We start from the raw sequence: 17,186 nt of genomic DNA on the forward strand, positions 1-17,186 counted from the left end.
ATTTTTCCTTCTCCTTATATAGAAAACACGACTTGCGCCGAGCCTCTGGCGAAAGCGGAAAAACCGCCTGTGCCCTTTGGGTAATGTTGCCCTTATCCAGACGAAAGTTATACTTTCGTTCAGGATATCTAAAAATGCCTTCAAGCCTAAAAGACTTGAAGGCATTCTCAGAGCTACATCGCAGCTTTGGGTTTGGCAAAGATCATCCGTCCAGCAGCAGTCTGCAGCACCGAAGTAACTAAGACTCCCACTGTTTCACCAATGTGTTTTTTACCGCCGTCAACCACAATCATAGTGCCGTCATCAAGATAGGCTACACCCTGGCCAAATTCTTTACCGTCTTTCACAACATGCACTACCATTTCTTCTCCAGGCAGTACCACCGGTTTGACCGCATTGGACAACTCATTAATATTAAGAACAGATACTCCTTGCAGTTCGGCTACTTTGTTAAGGTTATAATCGTTCGTTATAATTTTAGCTTTCACTAACTGCCCGAGTTTGATGAGCTTTGAATCAACCTCCGCAATATCATCAAAATCACGACTATCAATGTGAACATTGAGCTGAAGCTCTTTTTGCATGCGATTTAAGATATCCAACCCCCGACGTCCCCGGTTACGTTTTAAAAGATCAGAAGAATCAGCAATATGCTGCAGTTCTTCCAGAACAAACACAGGGATAATGAGGAGACCTTCAATAAACCCACTTTTGCAAATATCAGCGATACGTCCATCGATAATAACACTAGTATCAAGAATTTTGGCTTGACAAGGAATCCCGGACTTATCCTTTGAACGGTCTTTGCCATCCCTGCTAAGCCACGGTAGTGTCGGCAACGCGGAAAACATGTTAAATAACTCTTCGCGCTTCTTAATCGCGACATTGATACCTAAATAACCCAGGATAATACTTAATAACAGTGGGACATATTTTCCGACAATCGGAATAGGTAAAAAAGCTGACCCTAACAAATTAGAAATTATTAGACCAGTGGCTAAACCCAGAACACCTGCCAGCACATCATAGCCTGGCATCTTGTTTAGGCGTACTTCAACCCAGTAAGTAAAATTGAGCAGGTGCTTAATAAAGAATGGAGCCACCAAAAAACCAACGATCCCGCCCGCCAATCCACCAAAGACAAATGAGAGAATCGTTGTCATGGTAATACCAAACACGCCAATCGTCAAAAACTCTTCACTCACCACAGCAGCCAGAAATGGAATAATTCTGTCGGTTATCATAAGTCCGCCAACAGCTGCCAGTATGGTAATAATTATTCTAAGCGTTTTGTCAATCACGGTTTTTACCTCCTTTCTTGTAAAATATATTTAACCCAAAAACTGGAAATACATCTCTATCATGCCCTATTATGAATAAAAAAATACGTCAAGATATTTGATTATCTTGGCTGTATTAGTTTAAAGTATAGCATAATTACTCCACCTTTGTCAAAATTTTATATTTTAGCATGTATGAAGAAACCTGTCAATAAGACATCTCTAATTATTCTTGGTTACCTTTTGTGAGCATACATTGACAACTACAGAGCCCAATTTATATAATAAAAGGCAAAGCGAGGTGTACCTAACGTGCATGATAATAAATGTTGTTTGGACTTTCAGTCTATTGTAGATGATTACTTAATTCGCCACCGCAGCGTACTGGATGTGTTAACAAAATATCAGGAAACCTCTGCCAGGGTAAATAGAGCTGTTGCCAAAGCAGTTACTGGCTGCGGCTGCATTCAGGTATCGGCAGCCCGCCAATCTGTTCCTGAAAGCGCTTCCTATAGCGAGCTTAAAGAGCACATGTCCTCACATCTGCTTGGCGAAACCTGCCCGCAATGCCGGGAGGTAATCACTAAAGAATTAGGCCACAGCCTGTTCTATCTGGCTGCTTTATGTAATCTTACCGGCCTTTCGCTGCATGAAGTCATGCAGCGGGAGTATAAAAACGTCAAAACCTTGGGCGTTTTCCATCTTTCTTAATTGCTCAGATATTGCACAGCCTTATGCAGGTTGTGCTTTTTTTCTCCTGTTAGAAAGTGTAACTTTCCTCCTGGATAAGAGCAACATCGGCTTCCGCTGTCGCTAAGGCTCGGCGCAAGCCGTGTTTTCTTTATCCCCTCAAACAGTTATTACATAAACATTTTCCCACTGGGAATGATACTGGTAAAAGGGGGGTAAACATGCTCTATTTGTTACGGATTATACTGACTGTACTGCTAACAATAAGCCTCAGCAGCCTATCAGCTATGGCAGCCCCACCCGAATCGGCAGTCGGCGACGAATTGGTCTCCGGCTATATGACAGTGATTGACGATAAGGGTGTTATCGTTTTGCAGACAGGCCATGAAGTCCATCCAGGTGATGAATATATCGGCGAAGACGATATATTGTATGAAATTACCGCGGTGGAAGGCACACTGGCCCGCTGCCGGGCCATGGAGAAACTCTCGAGTCAGGTTCCAGACAATGCTATTTTTGTTCAGGCTCCGCCGCCTGATGCGCCTAAACCCAAGATTGCCATTTACCACAGCCACACCGATGAGTCATATATCCCCAATGATGGCACGCCGACAGAACGCGGTAATGGATCGATTATGATTGTCGGCGATGCCTTTGAAAAAAGATTAACAGAACTGGGCTATCAGGTTGAGCATTCAAAAACACTCCACGACCCGCACGATGCCAATGCCTACCACCGGTCCCGAAGGACAGCCATGAAGTTATTGCAGGGGCAGCCAGCAGCGCTGTTCGACGTTCACCGCGACAGTGCTCCGCTCAAGGTATACAGCACCACCATCAATGGTGAACATGTCGCAAAAATGCTTTTGGTTGTGGGGCGTCAAAATCAAAACCGGAAAACCACGCAAGATTTTGCCCGCAGCATTAAAGCCGCAACTGACGCCAAGTATAAAGGGCTGATCAGAGGCATATTTATCGCTCATGGCAACTATAACCAGGATTTAAGCCCAAGAGCATTATTGCTCGAGGTCGGAACCCAATATAATAGCCGCGAAGCCGCTGAAAGAAGTATCGCTTTATTTGCAGATGTTGTCCCCTCTTTCTTAGGCACTGGTGGCAGCAGCGGCGGCGTAGCCCAAGCAAACCAGGCTGGCACCTACACCGATACGAACCCAGGCAATACCGCCAATTATGTACCTACTGACACGGCTCCAGGCTATGATATTTTGACACTGGCAGCAGTCCTTGTTGGGGGAGTAGCCGCATTCCTGTTTCTTAGTACCGGCAGTTGGCAAGAAGCCAAAAAGAAACTCAGACATTTTGTCAAGTATGAATTTACAAATTTCTTCGGCCCGCGCAAGAAACGCAAAGAATAGGGCGGAGGTATTGACATGAGCCGCTTGACCAAACTGATCAGTATCCTTGCTCTGGCAGCGGTTGTAATAGCCGGAGTAGTTTACTACGTTCCCCTCACCAACTTCTCCGTTCAGCAAAAACCTGAGCAAGCTCCCCAAAAAGTATATGATTATTACATCATCCTTGATGAAAGCAGCGGCGAGATCCTCATGTATGTCCCGTTGGTCGTTAGTGTCGGCGATGAATTAATCAGTGAAACAAATAAGCGTTACAAAATTGTCAAAATAGAAGAAAACCAAGCCTACGCTCGCTTTGTCGAAGACTTGAACCTAGAGCTATACCAAAAAGACGGTCGAAAATAGAGGAAGGCTAAGGTTGGTTTATAGTGCCCAGATGCTAGGCGCGATGAGCATGCGAACGTAGTCGTACTGGGAAGTACGTCGGAGAGAGCACGCGCAAGAGCAACAACGCAGATGGGCGCTAGAAACCAACCGAGTATTATACATGGCGGTCAAGGAAGGCCTGCTCACGCACCCTCTTTAGGCCGTCCTTTATTGTCTTGGCCCGTACCTCACCAATGCCTTCCACCTCGTCCAGCTCGGCAATACTGGCATTATAAATACGATGCAGGGTTTTAAAATGGGCTACAAGTTTTTCCCCTACCATTAAGGGCAGACGGGATATTTGTCTGAGCACCCGGTAACCGCGTGGAACTACAGGAATATCCATCGCATTGGCGCTAACGCCATACCCCAACATCCGGCATATGGTAAATGGATCAAGATTCTCCTCAGGCAGAGCGGCTATGTGCTCCCGTACTGTCTCATAGACTTTAAGATCACTTGTATTGCAATAATCCTTGATTAAGAGTGCAGCCGAGTCAACATCGGAAACAAGTTCCTCCATTTGCATACTGACAAGCCGGCCTTCTGTGCCGAGCTCTATAATATTACGTTCAATTTCCACAGCGATACGGTTAACCTGTTCAGCCCGGATAAGAACGACAGCTACATCATATAACGTAGCCAAGTCTTCAAACTCCAGCGCACTTAAATTTGTTAGCCCCTTATCAAGCACCTTTTTATACTTTTCCAGTGTCTGCAGAGCTTGGTTGGCTCGATTTAATATGACGGGAATGTCTTTCAGCGTATATCTAAGATGACCGAGATACACGGTTATAATATTGCGGCGTTGCGAAATGGCGATAACTAATGCACTTGTTTGTTTTGCCGCCCGCTCAGCCGTACGGTGCCTGGTCCCTGTTTCAGCCGTCAGAATCCCGGAGTTTGGTGTTAGCTGAGCATTGGCAAACATAATCCGTTTACCGTCATGTGACAGGACAATAGCACCATCCATTTTTGCCAATTCATAAAAACCCGCTGGTGTAAAGTCAGAATTAAGTTCAAAACCACCGTCAACAATATCGAGGGCTGTTGGATTATCTCCCACTAATACCAGTGCACCCATCTTAGCCCGGAGAACATTCTCGAGTCCGTCTCTGAGTGTTGTTCCTGGTGCCAGTGTCTTTATCGTTTTTACAAAACGGGCGTCCCATAGCCGTTCAGAACGCTCCTCACGATTTTTAATCATATAAATACCGCCTCCATGGCCTCGCTGACACTAGCAGCGCCAATAATGTCAAGCCCTGCTGTCCGGGCCAGCTTAAGGCCGGGAAAATTTCCGGCCGGAATTACAAAACGTTTGAAACCAAGCGCTGCTGCCTCGGCAATTCTGGCTTCTGCCCGGCTAATCATGCGTACCTCGCCGGTAAGTCCAACTTCCCCCATGACTACTGTGAGGGAGTCAATAGCTGTACTTCTAAAACTTGAAGCAATAGCCAGTGCTACCGACAAATCGGCAGCCGGTTCAGCGATCTTAAATCCGCCCACAGCATTAACATATGCGTCTTGGTTGGCTAGCATGAGTCCTACCCGCTTTTCTAACACCGCCATTAACAGTATCAGCCGATTGTAGTCAAAACCGGCTGCCATGCGGCGCGGCATGCCAAAGCAGGTTGTACTAACCAAGGCCTGAATCTCAATCAGCAGCGGCCGGACACCTTCCATGTAAGCCAATACCACTGAGCCTGGCGCTCCCTGTGGCCGCTCAGCCAATAGCAAGCCGGAAGGATTAGATACTTCAGCCAGACCATGCTCTTCCATAGAGAATATACCGCTTTCGTTCGTTGACCCAAATCGATTTTTAATGGCCCTAAGCACCCGGAAGGCATAACTGCGTTCTCCTTCAAAATACAATACCACATCTACCATATGCTCTAAAAGGCGAGGACCAGCAATGTTGCCTTCTTTGGTGACATGACCAATGATGGCGGTTGGTATGCCGCTCTCTTTAGCAAACCGCATTAGCTTGCCTGTACTTTCACGCACCTGCCCAACACTGCCTGGCGCAGACGGGATATCTGGACTATACATGGTCTGAATGGAGTCAATAATGACTAAAGCAGGTTTATGATGTAACGCTTCCAGAACAATAGTCTCTAGATTATTCTCTGTAAAAATTAACAAATTATTACTTATTTTCCCCAGACGTTCGGCCCTTATTTTCACCTGGGCGGCTGATTCCTCGCCAGTTATGTACAAAACAGGTCCTTGCTTATCTGCTATCCCTGCAGCTACTTGTAAAAGCAGTGTTGATTTACCGATTCCCGGGTCGCCACCGATTAATATAAGAGCTCCTGGTACAATACCGCCACCGAGCACTCGATCAAACTCACCTACTCCAGTTAAGAGGCGTGGCATAGCTGACGTATCCACCATAGTAATTGGCTGCGGCTTAGGTGCCGGAGCCGCCGTCAGCCGAGTTTCGCTTTTTTTGACCGCAACTTCCTCAACCAGAGTGTTCCACTCGCCACAGCCTGGGCAGCGCCCCAACCATTTACTGGACTCTGCGCCACACTCCTGGCAAACAAACTTTGTTTTCACTTTGGACAAAACCATTCTCCTTTATAACAGCAAAACTACACCTGTCATCGCTGCAATGATAACCCGTAATTTCCAGATGAAAAAGCACTCAATGTGAGTGCTTTTTCGCGTTTATGGGCATATTCTCCTGCTAATCAGGATTTTTTTCCAAACTTTAATTTGCCACTGTCATCGGCATCAACAAGTACAGTGTCACCGCCGGTTACCGATTGCCGGATGATCATCTCAGAAACCTCATCTTCAATCATTTTTTGAATAGCACGTCGCAGAGGGCGGGCGCCAAAAGCATGGTCACGCCCTTCTTTTAACAACTCATTCTTAGCAGCCTCTGTTAATTCCATGTTGAGGCTGGCATCAGTAAGCCGCTTAGTTACCTCTTGCAGCATAATATCTACAATTTGTTTCAAATCTTCATCAGTCAGACTGCTAAAAACAATAATCTCGTCAATCCTGTTTAGAAATTCCGGTCTAAATACCTTCTTTACTTCCTCCAGAACTCGGTTCTTAGCTGCTTCGCCCTCATTCACCTTAGCTCTTTCATCAGATAAGAAGCCTAGTGCAGCAGCATCCTTTTTCAGATGTTGTGAACCGACATTAGAGGTCATAATAATGACAGTGTTCTTAAAGTCGACTGTCCGGCCCTGGCTATCAGTCAAGCGACCATCTTCCAACACCTGCAGCAGCATGTTAAAAACATCATAATGCGCTTTTTCAATTTCATCTAAGAGAATAACAGAAAACGGCTTCCTGCGCACCGCGTCAGTTAACTGACCGCCTTCCTCATAACCGACATAGCCAGGAGGCGCGCCAACAAGACGGGATACTGTGTGTTTCTCCATGTATTCAGACATATCAAGGCGAATCATGGCTGTTTCGTCACCAAATAAAGCTTCAGCTAACGCACGGGATAATTCAGTCTTGCCAACCCCTGTCGGTCCGAGGAACAGAAAAGAACCGATTGGACGTTTGGGATCTTTCAAACCAGCCCGCGCGCGGCGTACAGCACGAGCCACAGCCTGTACAGCCTGATGCTGACCAATCACCCGATCGTGTAAAATATCTTCTAGTTTTAAGAGCCGCTCAGACTCTTCCTCTGCCAGCTTTTTAACAGGAATGTGCGTCCAGGTAGATACTACATGAGCAATGTCCTCAGCAGTTACAACAATACGCTCGCTGCCGCGGTGTTTCCATTCTTTCTGCTTAGTCTCAAGCTCTTCACGGATGCTCAATTCCATATCTCTGAGTTTAGCTGCCCGTTCAAACTCCTGAGAGGAGATAGCAGCCTCTTTTTCAGTCCGGGCCTGTTCAAGACGCTTTTCAATTTCTTTAACATCAGGCGGTACAGAGAAAGCCTGCAAGCGTACGCGGGACGCAGCCTCATCCATTAGGTCAATCGCCTTGTCGGGTAAAAATCTGTCAGAAATATAGCGATGAGACAGTTTAACAGCCGCCTCAATGGCTTCATCAGTAATCTGGGCTCGATGGAAAGCCTCATATTTGTCCCGAATGCCCCGCAAAATAGAGACAGCATCCTCAACACTTGGCTCGCCAACCGTGATTGGTTGGAAGCGCCTTTCTAGTGCAGCATCTTTCTCGATATGTTTTTTATATTCGTTTAGCGTGGTCGCCCCAATAACCTGCAATTCACCGCGGGCCAACGCCGGTTTTAGAATATTAGCCGCATCAATGGCTCCCTCAGCCGCACCAGCACCAATCAGTGTATGAAGCTCGTCAATAAATAACACCACATTGCCAGATTCCTGAATCTCATCAATAATCTTTTTCAGACGTTCTTCAAACTCACCTCGATATTTGGTGCCAGCTACTATGGAGGCCATGTTAAGCGAAATAACGCGCTTGTTCCGCAGAATTTCAGGTACCTGCCCCTCGACGATGCGCTTAGCCAAGCCCTCGGCAATGGCCGTTTTACCAACACCAGGCTCACCGATTAAAACCGGATTATTTTTGGTTCGTCTAAGGAGAATCTGGATAACCCGTTCAATTTCAGCAGCCCTACCAATCACTGGGTCAATTTTCCCCTCCTGGGACATCTTGTTCAGATCACGGCCAAACTCGTCTAAAAGCGGTGTTACAGTGCCTGACGGCTGCTGCCCACCTTGCGCTTTTGGCTGCGGCGTCTGTCCTGACATCGAATAGCCGCCCAGCAGCTCAATAACCCGTTGACGCATGAGATTAACATCAACCCCCATGCCTGTCAACACTTGGGCAGCAATCCCTTCGCCTTCACGGATCAGCCCCAGGAGAATATGCTCAGTGCCTACATAATTGTGGCCCAGTCGCAGCGCTTCTTCCATAGCTAGTTCAATGATTTTTTTAGCACGGGGAGTGTAGCCAATATCAGTGCTTTGATTCTGCCCCTGACCCAAGATGCTTTCTACCTGAGCCCGTACTGACGCTATATCTAAATTTAGCGAAGTGAGAGCCTTAGCCGCTACTCCTTCACCTTCCCGTAAAAGCCCTAACAGTAGATGTTCGGTGCCAATATATCCATGACCATATCTGGCTGCCTCCTGCTGTGCCAAAATCAATACCTTCCGAGCGCGATCAGTAAATCTGTTAAACATTGTTACAACCCCCCTTAAGTTTGCTGCGGATTAATCTGGCCCGCAATATATTGCTATCACCTTGATTTAATACGGTCTCTCCAGCTAAATTCTGTAAGAAGTTCGGTCTGGTAGTGACCAGAAGTTCGTTAAATACCTCAGGCGCCGCTTCATCAATCACGCCAAGATCAATGCCCAAGCGAACCTCACTTAAGAGCATCAGGGCTTCCTCAGCCGAAATTCTTTGTGCATAACGAAGCACACCGTACGCTCGCCATACTCTGTCTGCCAGCGCATCTTTTGAGTCATTAGCCAGCAGTTCTCTAGCTGTGCGCTCCTTATCAACCACTTTTTTGACCACACCGCTTAGGTTATTAATAATATCCTGTTCAGTTCGGCCCAAAGTAACTTGATTGGAGATCTGGAAGACATTTCCTGCAGCCTCAGTACCTTCTCCGTATAAACCACGTACTGCCAAGCCTAGCTGCGTAGCGATCGCCACAATTCTCCCAACCTGTTTGGTTAGCGCCAAGGCTGGCAGATGAACCATAACTGATGCCCTTAAACCTGTGCCCATATTAGTTGGACAAGCAGTTAGATAGCCGATATGCTCCATAAAAGCCAAATCGTGTTTGGCCTCAATAACATCATCAACAGCATTGGCCTTATTGAAGGCATCAGTGAGGTTAAGACCTGACTCTAAACATTGTAGCCGCAGGTGATCTTCTTCATTCACCATAATACTGACGCCAGCATCATCGCGCACAATAAGTGCCCGGTTTTCGGGTTCTGCTGCATGATTAGGACTAATAATATGCTTTTCAACAAGTACATACCTAGCTAACGGTGCCAATTCCTCCAACTTAACAAATGCGTACTCGTGCCCGTCTGCAGCCGCAAGCTCTGTAGATACTTCTTGTAACTCAGCCACAATTTCGCCAAGTTTAGCCGGTGCAGCACGACCAGGAAAAGGCTGGTTCTGTAGGTTGCGAGCCAAGCGAACCCGGCTGGTAAGCGCAATCTCGCCTTCCGGCCCGGCGCCACTCAGCCATGGCGTTAAAGGCTGATTAAGAAGGTCTTTCAGTATGTCAACCATCTGTCATTCCTCCTACCCTTGATGCTGATCTGAGCTAACAAGCCGTTTTTCTAACGCCTTTATTTCATCCCTAAGTTTTGCAGCAAGTTCATATTCCTCACGGCTAACACGCTGCTCCAGCTCATGACGCAGTTGTTTGATACGTTGCTCTATACCAAAGCGGATGCTGCTGCGTTTAGGTGCTTTGCCGGCATGGGCTGCTGTACCATGCATCCGTTTTATGAGTGGTTCCAACTGTCCGCTAAATGCCTGATAACAACCACCGCAGCCAAACTTGCCACTGCGGCTAAATTCACTATAGCTAAGACCACAGTCAGTGCAAACCGGTTCGAGTGTCTGCCTGGCGGTATCGGGCAATGTATAATTAAACATCTCTTTCAGAAAATCATGGACAGAAAACTTACTGCCAAACAGGTTATTTATCCCTTTCCCGATGATCTCACCTGATTGCTCTGCGCACTGTTCGCACAAATGTTTTTCAATCTTCTGCTGGTTTATAATTTTAGTAATGTGCACACAGGCAGGCTCTTTTTTACACTCATCACATAACATACTGTTTGCCTCCGTACTCATTATTCATTTTGGTTGGCTAACGTCATTAATAGTGACTGTAAGAGCGGCGCGCGCTCTTCAGGCTCAAGGCGCTCATAAAGAATAGCAAAGCATTTATAAATAAGCGCGGCCTCCCTGCTTGTCATGAGATTGTGACTTCTCAGACGGGTAACAATTGCCTTGATGTCGGCTAAACTCATGCTGCTATCAATCTGGCTGGCGGCATCCTGATAGACAAGACTCTGCACGGGAATGCGGGCAATCCGGACAAAGCCGCCTGAACCACGCCTTGATTCAACAATAAAACCGCGTTCTATGGTAAAGCGAGTACTCAACACATAGCTAATTTGCGAAGGCGCACAAGCTAGCTCTTCAGCCATCTCGTTGCGCCGCAAAATAATAATTTCATCTTGCTCATGCGCTATCTGACGCAAAATCCACTGTTCAATGATATCGGCTAAATTGTTCAAATTCCCACCTCCCCACCTTTAATTCGACTTTACTTGACCTTTTGACTTTATTTTATTTTAATCTGTTTCGCATTGCAATGCCTGTGTTGTGGCAAAATAAGGCTTAACAACTAAGTAATAACGATTATTGTTGAATACGTCCTCGATTATAAGTATTTCGCCGCTATGCATGCTTATTCTACAACCTGCAATACTAAAAACTTTAAATAATTAGTCTCAGGTGCCGCCGGCAGGATTGGATGGTCTTTGGCTTGTGTCCGGTATTCTACCTCCCGAACAACCCGCTTAGCATCCCGGGCAGCGTCAACAACTACGGCTTTAAACAGGTCACGGTCCATATGATACGAGCACGAGCAAGTAACTAAAAATCCCCCTGGGCGCGTCAACTTCAGGCCGCGTAGATTGATTTCCTTATATCCCCTGGCAGCACCCTCTATACTGTCGCGGCTCTTAGTAAATGCCGGCGGGTCAAGAATGACTACATCATACTGACGTTGTTCTTCTGTTAAAGACCGCAAGGCGTCAAAGGCATTCGCCACCTCAAAATTACACCGCTCACTAACACCGTTCATCTCGGCATTCTTCTTTGCTAAGACAACAGCCTCTTCGGAAATGTCGATAGAATGCACACTCTTTGCTCCATACAGTGCACTATGTATAGCAAACGACCCAGTATGGCAGAAGCAGTCTAAGACTTCAGCATCTTTAACAATCGGTTCTAAAAAGCGGCGGTTTTCGCGTTGATCATAGAAGAAGCCGGTTTTTTGCCCCTTTTCCACATCAGCATAAAAGGGTATGCCATTCTCATTAACAATAATCTGGGTAGGAAAGTTGCCTTTGAGGTAGCCTTTACGCATATCCATGCCTTCCAGTTTGCGGACAGGTACATCATTGCGCTCATATATCCCTTCAGGTGCAAACAGTTCTTCCAGAACTGAGATAATTGTCTCTTTATGAACATCGATGCCCAACGCCAGCGTCTGAATGACCATATATTTGCCAAATTTGTCAACAATAAGCGCAGGTAGAAAATCGGCCTCACCATAAACCAATCGGCAATAGTCAGGTTCAGATAAAAATCTTTGACGATACCGCCAGGCAGTTTGGATACGACGCTTGAAAAATTCCCTGTCAATTGGCTCCTGCTGACGCGATAAGATGCGGATAATAATCTGTGAGCGTGGATTGATATAGCCTCGCCCAATAAATCGCTGCCGGGAGTTGTATACATCAACGATATCTCCAGGCTGAAACTCACCGTCAATATAGTCAAGTTCGCTCTGAAATACCCAAGGATGACCGCTTTCAACCCGATGCTGGGCACCTTTGCGTAAAAATACTTTTGTCTTGATTTCCATATTATTTCCTCATTTCTTAATTTGTTTCCGTTTTTTCCACCATTCATACATCATATAAATTGCCGCCGCTGACATCAATCCGGCGTTAATTAGCCGATATTCCCGGAACCAGTGATTATGTTCCCAATAGGATACTGGGCTTTCAACCGTATAAGACGCCAGCGGATAAAGAAAAAAGTTAGAGTACGCGCCATGAGTAAAAGCGTCGATCAAAAGGTGTGTCCCCCAGCCAATAATGAACGCTTGAACTTTTCTGAATGCTGGGAAAAAGCTTATTAACAGAGCACTAAACCAAATGGGCACAGAATGGCCAATTAAATCAATCTTTACCACCCAGGGAAATATAGCTACAAGGCCCATAAGCACGCCCGGGCTTAGACTACCAAGTTCAGGCCAGGTCACATAGCCCTTAATCAACAATACACCCAAAAGTGCCACGTAAATGTAGTCAGGCAGCATGGCACCAAATACAAACTGCCATACGTTGGGATGATTCCTGGTAAAAAAATAAATCCAAAAACCATGGTGGAGAGTATGCATTTGGCCTCCTAAATACCAATTTCTTGGTTCACGCCTTAATAGTGTGCTCCACCACAGCGACAGTATGTAGAAAGGCAGCGCTATCTAAGCACTGCCTAATCGTCTAAATTCTCGCCAACACTTTTTGGGCAAATTCACGACCAAATTCAAAGCACTTATCCATTTCTGCCTCATCAGGTACCCATTTGAGTGATACGCCTGGCTGTTCTACAGCTATCCCAGCGCTTTTCATCATTTCCTCAATGGCGTTTTGCGCGCCGCCACCCCAGCCATACGCACCAAACGCTGCACCAACTTTGCCTGTTGGCCTGAGCCCCTTAAGATAGGTCATCAACGCTCCCATACTGGGTAACATCCCGTTATTTAATGTTGAAGAGCCAATCAGCACACCACCTGCCTCAAGCACGTCTCTGATGACCTCGCTCCGGTCAGCGGTGGACATCTTATATAACTTGCCGGTAACCCCGGCAGCGGCCACACCGTCAAGTATCTGGCGCGCCATACGCTCTGTACTGCCCCACATGCTGTCATAGGCGATAATTATTTTGTCTGTCGTCTTGCCTTGGCCCCAGAACTGATATTTAGCAACAATATCAGGGATATGCTTACGCCACACTACCCCATGACTAGGGGCAATAGTTTGTATTGGCAGCTCCTTAAGCTTGTCTACAGCCTTTACCACCATTTTACCAAACGGCAGAAGAATGTTGGCGTAGTATTTTTCGGCTTCATATAGCACTTCATGAATATCATTTTCATCATCAAAGCGCTTAGTTGTCGAGATATGCTGCCCAAAAGCATCATTGGAAAAAAGAATTTGTTCCCCTGTCAAATAGCAGATCATCGAATCTGGCCAGTGCAGCATCGGGACTGGTACAAAGTGCAGCTTGTTGCGACCAAGATCTAGTACGTCACCCTCTTTGACTACCTGAAAGTCATAACTTTTTTGGTAATGCTTGATAATACCAGTACGGCCATGTTCGGTTAATAGCACCTTGGCCTGTGGTGCCCGCTCCATCACTGCTGGCAAAGCACTTGAATGGTCTGGCTCAATATGATTGGTAATAATATAATCAATTTTCGCCGGGTCAATAATTTGGCTAACGCGGTCTAAAAGTTCTTGGGCAAAAGGTGCTTTGACAGTATCAATCAGACATACCTTTTCATCAACAATAAGGTAGGAATTGTAGGTTACGCCCCGGGGAGTAGTATATCCATGGAAATCGCGGGTATTCCAGTCCACTGCCCCCACATAATAAACACTCTCAGACAATTTAACCTGATTCATTACACTTCACTCCTCTTATGTAATTTTTTCCCGCAACCCTTAGCTTAGTAGTTTTGGCGCATTAGCTAAGACTTGGCAGGCCTCACTCATTATGGTGTTCACAATAACAGCCACTGGCTCAATCTTTTGAAGTGGCAGTAAGCTTTGCCCGGCCAGTACCACACCGTTGTCAACATCACCATCAACGGCTGCCAATCGGTTAGTACCAGTGGCCAGTTTATCCAGCTCAGCCTGGGGTACGCACTTACGCTCCAGGGCTAAATACTTCTCAGTAAATGAGTTCTTGATACCGCGGACACCATGACCGGATATAAGGCCGGTTACAACACTGTCAGTATCCACAGCAGCAAGCAATTTCTTCTTAACATTCGGGTGAACGCCACATTCCTCGGCAATCAGGAACCTTGTTCCCATTTGAATTCCGGCTGCCCCCATCACCAGCGCGGCTGCAAGACCCCGGCCATCAGCCAAACCACCACCAACAATTACCGGGATATTAATAAGTGGGATCACCTGTGTCATCAACGCCATAGTTGTAAGCACACCGATATGCCCACCAGCCTCCATTCCCTCAATAACGATGGCATCAGCCCCGCTGTCTTCCACGCGTTTGGCCAGCTTTACACTTGGAACCACTGGTATTTTTTTAACCCCAGCCTTACTGAGCTTTTCAAAAAAAGGTACGGGGTTGCCTGCACCTAAGGTAACAAAAGCAGGTTTCTCCTCGCAGATAGCCTCAATAACTTCATCCTTATTTTCAGCCATAAGCATCACATTAACACCAAATGGCTTATCAGTCAGCCGCTTGGCCAAGCGTATCTGCTCTCTGACATAGTCGGCATCACGGCCACCGGCAGCAATAATACCGGCACCACCTGCTGCAGAAACAGCGGCTGCCAGTATGGCCTCAGAAACCCAGGCCATACCTCCCTGAATAATCGGATAGGTAATGCCCAGAAGCTTTGTCAGTTTAGTGTCCATCTATTTCTCCCTCCATTGGTGTCTAGCTATTTTCTTCACTATCTGACCAGATAATTCCTGCTAATGTTAGCCAAATAGCAATAATTATCTGTCTGCAAGAATTATTATATAGTTTTCCAATAAAATTATGAAATAACTCTTTACATTCTTGCTCATTCTAACTATAATGAAACATTGTATAAATCATATCTTGCTTGAGAGAACTCGTAGATTTCTTTCTTAAATCGCGTTATTTCGGGTAAATCGTAAAAATATGCCTGTTTTTCCTATACTAAGTCATAATTTGATATAAAGGGGCGATAAGCCGTGAGAACACTTGGAAAGCATTTGACCGTCGATATGTACGGTTGCAGCGTTGATAGCCTTAACAACCTCGAGTTCATTAAAACTGCGATACTTGCAGCAGTACAGGAAGCCAACCTGACACTACTGAACTTATCCTATCATCAATTTGAGCCCCAGGGAGTGACTGCGCTAGCCCTGTTAGCAGAAAGCCATATGAGTGTTCATACCCATCCAAAGCTGGGCTATGCAGCTGTTGACGTCTTTACGTGCGGCGACCTCAGCCGTCCGGAGAAAGCAGTTGCTGTCCTAAAAAGCTTTTTAAAACCGGAAAAAACTAAGACAACCAACATTATGCGCGGCGACTTTGGTTCACAAAAAGATATGAAGCCCCGCATCAAAGTAAGCATTGCCCCGCTTCGCCGTGTCCGCAACACAAGTGCGAAAGTATGGCGCTTCCTCCGCAATAAATAGAAAGAGTATAGCAATGTACAGCTAGCTGTGAAAAGGCCGGCTGTACATTTTTTATTCAATAATAGATAAATTTTGGATATACTATTGACAAAGTCCGGAAAATAGATAATAATATTCCATAGATAATTAATACTGAAATCACTTAGGGGGAATGTAATATGAGTAACACTGATAAAAATTTAGCCGCCGCTTTTGCCGGTGAATCACAAGCTAATCGTAAGTATTTGGCTTTCGCCAAGCAAGCTGACACTGAAGGTCATGCTCAGGCAGCCAAACTATTCCGCGCTGCGGCTGAAGCTGAAACCATTCATGCACATACTCACTTGAAAACATTGGGCGGAATTAAATCCACTGCTGAAAACCTTAAGGCAGCCGTAGAAGGCGAGACTTATGAGTTTGAGTCCATGTATCCTGGCTTTATCAAAGAAGCACAAGAAGAAAACAACACCGCTGCTGTTCGCACATTTACCCTTGCAAATGAGGCTGAAAAAGTCCATGCTGAGCTCTATAAAAAAGCACTTGCTAACCTTAGCAATGGCGAGTCATATGACTACTACCTCTGCGCAGTCTGTGGTCATATTGCCGAAAAAGAAGCACCTGAGAAGTGCCCTATTTGTGGTGCAAAATCTCAGGCGTATAAAAACATCGGCTAAAAAAATATCTATAGCTTCAAAAAAACCTGACCTTAGTGGTCAGGTTTTTTTCGCGTGTCCAGATCTCTAGCAGTCTGAACGGAATAAACTTTTTCGCTATATATAGCAAGAAGCACTCACTAAAAAGTGAGTGCTTTTGTAACCAGCAACTTCCTAATCTCCCAGGCCGTTTCCAGCCAAGTACCTTCGGCGTTTATGGGCTTAACTACTGTGTTCGGTATGGGAACAGGTGGACCCCCACAGCTATCGTCACTGGATATGTCAGGTGAACATCCCTATTGGGTACATTCCCTGAAAACTTCACAGAAGAAAAGCATTGCGCAATATTATGATTTGTTATGTTCGCACCTACGGTGCGAACGAACTTGTTAAGTCAAGTCCTCGGCCTATTAGTACCAGTCAGCTGCGTGGATTGCGCCACTTACACATCTGGCCTATCTACCTTGTCATCTACAAGGGGCCTTACTTCTTTCGAATGACAGACCTCATCTTAAGGCTGGTTTCACGCTTAGATGCTTTCAGCGTTTATCCTTTCCGGACGTAGCTACCCAGCTCTACCCCTGGCGAGATAACTGGTACACCATTGGTCCGTCCACTCCGGTCCTCTCGTACTAGGAGCAGTTCCCTTCAAGTCTCTTACGCCCGCGATGGATAGGGACC

At 46.1% G+C, this 17,186-nt stretch carries 16 protein-coding genes and 2 rRNA genes; 5 read left to right on the forward strand and 13 right to left on the reverse strand.

What is annotated here, in order from left to right; all coding sequences use genetic code 11:
* Positions 1-173: 173 nt before the first annotated feature.
* On the reverse strand, positions 174-1,301 hold the full coding sequence (locus B9A22_RS23195) for a PIN/TRAM domain-containing protein (protein ID WP_245824115.1): 1,128 nt from the start codon (positions 1,299-1,301) through the stop codon (positions 174-176).
* Between the two features lie 291 nt (positions 1,302-1,592).
* Between B9A22_RS23195 and B9A22_RS23200 the strand changes: the two genes are divergently transcribed.
* From B9A22_RS23200 to B9A22_RS23210, 3 genes are all read left to right on the forward strand, one after another.
* Complete coding sequence (locus B9A22_RS23200) at positions 1,593-1,991, forward strand: nucleoside triphosphate pyrophosphohydrolase family protein (protein WP_084578319.1); 399 nt, start codon at positions 1,593-1,595, stop codon at positions 1,989-1,991.
* 209 nt (positions 1,992-2,200) lie between these two features.
* Positions 2,201-3,346: a stage II sporulation protein P gene (spoIIP, locus tag B9A22_RS23205; RefSeq protein ID WP_425441429.1), complete on the forward strand. Its 1,146-nt coding sequence runs from the start codon at positions 2,201-2,203 to the stop codon at positions 3,344-3,346.
* Positions 3,347-3,361: 15 nt separating this feature from the next.
* Positions 3,362-3,688, forward strand: a complete 327-nt coding sequence (locus B9A22_RS23210; RefSeq protein ID WP_084578321.1) for a stage II sporulation protein P — start codon at positions 3,362-3,364, stop codon at positions 3,686-3,688.
* A 136-nt stretch (positions 3,689-3,824) separates the two neighbouring features.
* Here B9A22_RS23210 and disA read toward each other — a convergent pair whose 3' ends face one another.
* From disA to B9A22_RS23260, 10 genes are all read right to left on the reverse strand, one after another.
* Positions 3,825-4,916: a DNA integrity scanning diadenylate cyclase DisA gene (gene disA / locus B9A22_RS23215; RefSeq protein WP_084578322.1), complete on the reverse strand. Its 1,092-nt coding sequence runs from the start codon at positions 4,914-4,916 to the stop codon at positions 3,825-3,827.
* Positions 4,913-6,277 (reverse strand): DNA repair protein RadA, encoded by a 1,365-nt coding sequence (radA, locus tag B9A22_RS23220; RefSeq protein WP_084578323.1) that lies wholly within the window; start codon positions 6,275-6,277, stop codon positions 4,913-4,915. Before radA ends, disA begins: the two co-directional genes overlap by 4 nt.
* A 125-nt stretch (positions 6,278-6,402) precedes the next feature.
* A complete protein-coding gene (locus B9A22_RS23225; RefSeq protein WP_084578324.1) occupies positions 6,403-8,853 on the reverse strand; it encodes an ATP-dependent Clp protease ATP-binding subunit in 2,451 nt (816 codons plus the stop codon).
* A complete protein-coding gene (locus B9A22_RS23230) occupies positions 8,846-9,928 on the reverse strand; it encodes a protein arginine kinase (RefSeq protein ID WP_084578325.1) in 1,083 nt (360 codons plus the stop codon). Before B9A22_RS23230 ends, B9A22_RS23225 begins: the two co-directional genes overlap by 8 nt.
* Before the next feature lie 12 nt (positions 9,929-9,940).
* Positions 9,941-10,480 (reverse strand): UvrB/UvrC motif-containing protein, encoded by a 540-nt coding sequence (locus B9A22_RS23235; RefSeq protein WP_084578326.1) that lies wholly within the window; start codon positions 10,478-10,480, stop codon positions 9,941-9,943.
* 20 nt (positions 10,481-10,500) lie between these two features.
* Complete coding sequence (locus B9A22_RS23240) at positions 10,501-10,950, reverse strand: CtsR family transcriptional regulator (protein WP_084578327.1); 450 nt, start codon at positions 10,948-10,950, stop codon at positions 10,501-10,503.
* A gap of 173 nt (positions 10,951-11,123) precedes the next feature.
* A complete protein-coding gene (locus B9A22_RS23245; RefSeq protein WP_084578328.1) occupies positions 11,124-12,308 on the reverse strand; it encodes a class I SAM-dependent rRNA methyltransferase in 1,185 nt (394 codons plus the stop codon).
* Between the two features lie 9 nt (positions 12,309-12,317).
* A complete protein-coding gene (locus tag B9A22_RS23250; protein ID WP_084578329.1) occupies positions 12,318-12,848 on the reverse strand; it encodes a DUF4184 family protein in 531 nt (176 codons plus the stop codon).
* Positions 12,849-12,951: 103 nt separating this feature from the next.
* On the reverse strand, positions 12,952-14,136 hold the full coding sequence (locus B9A22_RS23255; RefSeq protein ID WP_084578330.1) for an FprA family A-type flavoprotein: 1,185 nt from the start codon (positions 14,134-14,136) through the stop codon (positions 12,952-12,954).
* Between the two features lie 39 nt (positions 14,137-14,175).
* The gene (locus B9A22_RS23260) at positions 14,176-15,117 is read right to left on the reverse strand and encodes a nitronate monooxygenase (protein ID WP_084578331.1); all 942 of its coding nucleotides are present in this window, start codon (positions 15,115-15,117) and stop codon (positions 14,176-14,178) included.
* A gap of 306 nt (positions 15,118-15,423) precedes the next feature.
* On the opposite strand from B9A22_RS23260, the gene speD reads away from it, so the two are divergent.
* Together speD and B9A22_RS23270 are read left to right on the forward strand one after the other, a co-directional pair.
* Entirely contained in the window at positions 15,424-15,873 is a 450-nt protein-coding gene (gene speD, locus B9A22_RS23265) for an adenosylmethionine decarboxylase (protein ID WP_084578332.1), read from the forward strand.
* 158 nt (positions 15,874-16,031) lie between these two features.
* Complete coding sequence (locus B9A22_RS23270) at positions 16,032-16,526, forward strand: rubrerythrin family protein (RefSeq protein ID WP_084578333.1); 495 nt, start codon at positions 16,032-16,034, stop codon at positions 16,524-16,526.
* Between the two features lie 140 nt (positions 16,527-16,666).
* Here the strand turns inward: B9A22_RS23270 and rrf are convergent.
* Both rrf and B9A22_RS23280 read right to left on the reverse strand, forming a co-directional pair.
* A 5S ribosomal RNA gene (gene rrf, locus B9A22_RS23275) occupies positions 16,667-16,783 on the reverse strand.
* Positions 16,784-16,895: 112 nt separating this feature from the next.
* Positions 16,896-17,186 (reverse strand): 23S ribosomal RNA (locus B9A22_RS23280); the annotation flags it as partial.

The sequence above is a fragment of the Sporomusa malonica genome (genome assembly GCF_900176355.1).
Taxonomy (GTDB): domain Bacteria; phylum Bacillota; class Negativicutes; order Sporomusales; family Sporomusaceae; genus Sporomusa; species Sporomusa malonica.

Bases quoted from the DNA above. Each gene is read 5' to 3' on its own strand.
- B9A22_RS23250 (WP_084578329.1), bottom strand. From the start codon at position 12,848: ATGCATACTCTCCACCATGGTTTTTGGATTTATTTTTTTACCAGGAAT.
- B9A22_RS23210 (WP_084578321.1), top strand. From the start codon at position 3,362: ATGAGCCGCTTGACCAAACTGATCAGTATCCTTGCTCTGGCAGCGGTT.
- B9A22_RS23260 (WP_084578331.1), bottom strand. From the start codon at position 15,117: ATGGACACTAAACTGACAAAGCTTCTGGGCATTACCTATCCGATTATT.
- B9A22_RS23230 (WP_084578325.1), bottom strand. From the start codon at position 9,928: ATGGTTGACATACTGAAAGACCTTCTTAATCAGCCTTTAACGCCATGG.
- B9A22_RS23235 (WP_084578326.1), bottom strand. From the start codon at position 10,480: ATGTTATGTGATGAGTGTAAAAAAGAGCCTGCCTGTGTGCACATTACT.
- disA (WP_084578322.1), bottom strand. From the start codon at position 4,916: ATGATTAAAAATCGTGAGGAGCGTTCTGAACGGCTATGGGACGCCCGT.
- B9A22_RS23245 (WP_084578328.1), bottom strand. From the start codon at position 12,308: ATGGAAATCAAGACAAAAGTATTTTTACGCAAAGGTGCCCAGCATCGG.
- B9A22_RS23225 (WP_084578324.1), bottom strand. From the start codon at position 8,853: ATGTTTAACAGATTTACTGATCGCGCTCGGAAGGTATTGATTTTGGCA.
- B9A22_RS23255 (WP_084578330.1), bottom strand. From the start codon at position 14,136: ATGAATCAGGTTAAATTGTCTGAGAGTGTTTATTATGTGGGGGCAGTG.
- B9A22_RS23270 (WP_084578333.1), top strand. From the start codon at position 16,032: ATGAGTAACACTGATAAAAATTTAGCCGCCGCTTTTGCCGGTGAATCA.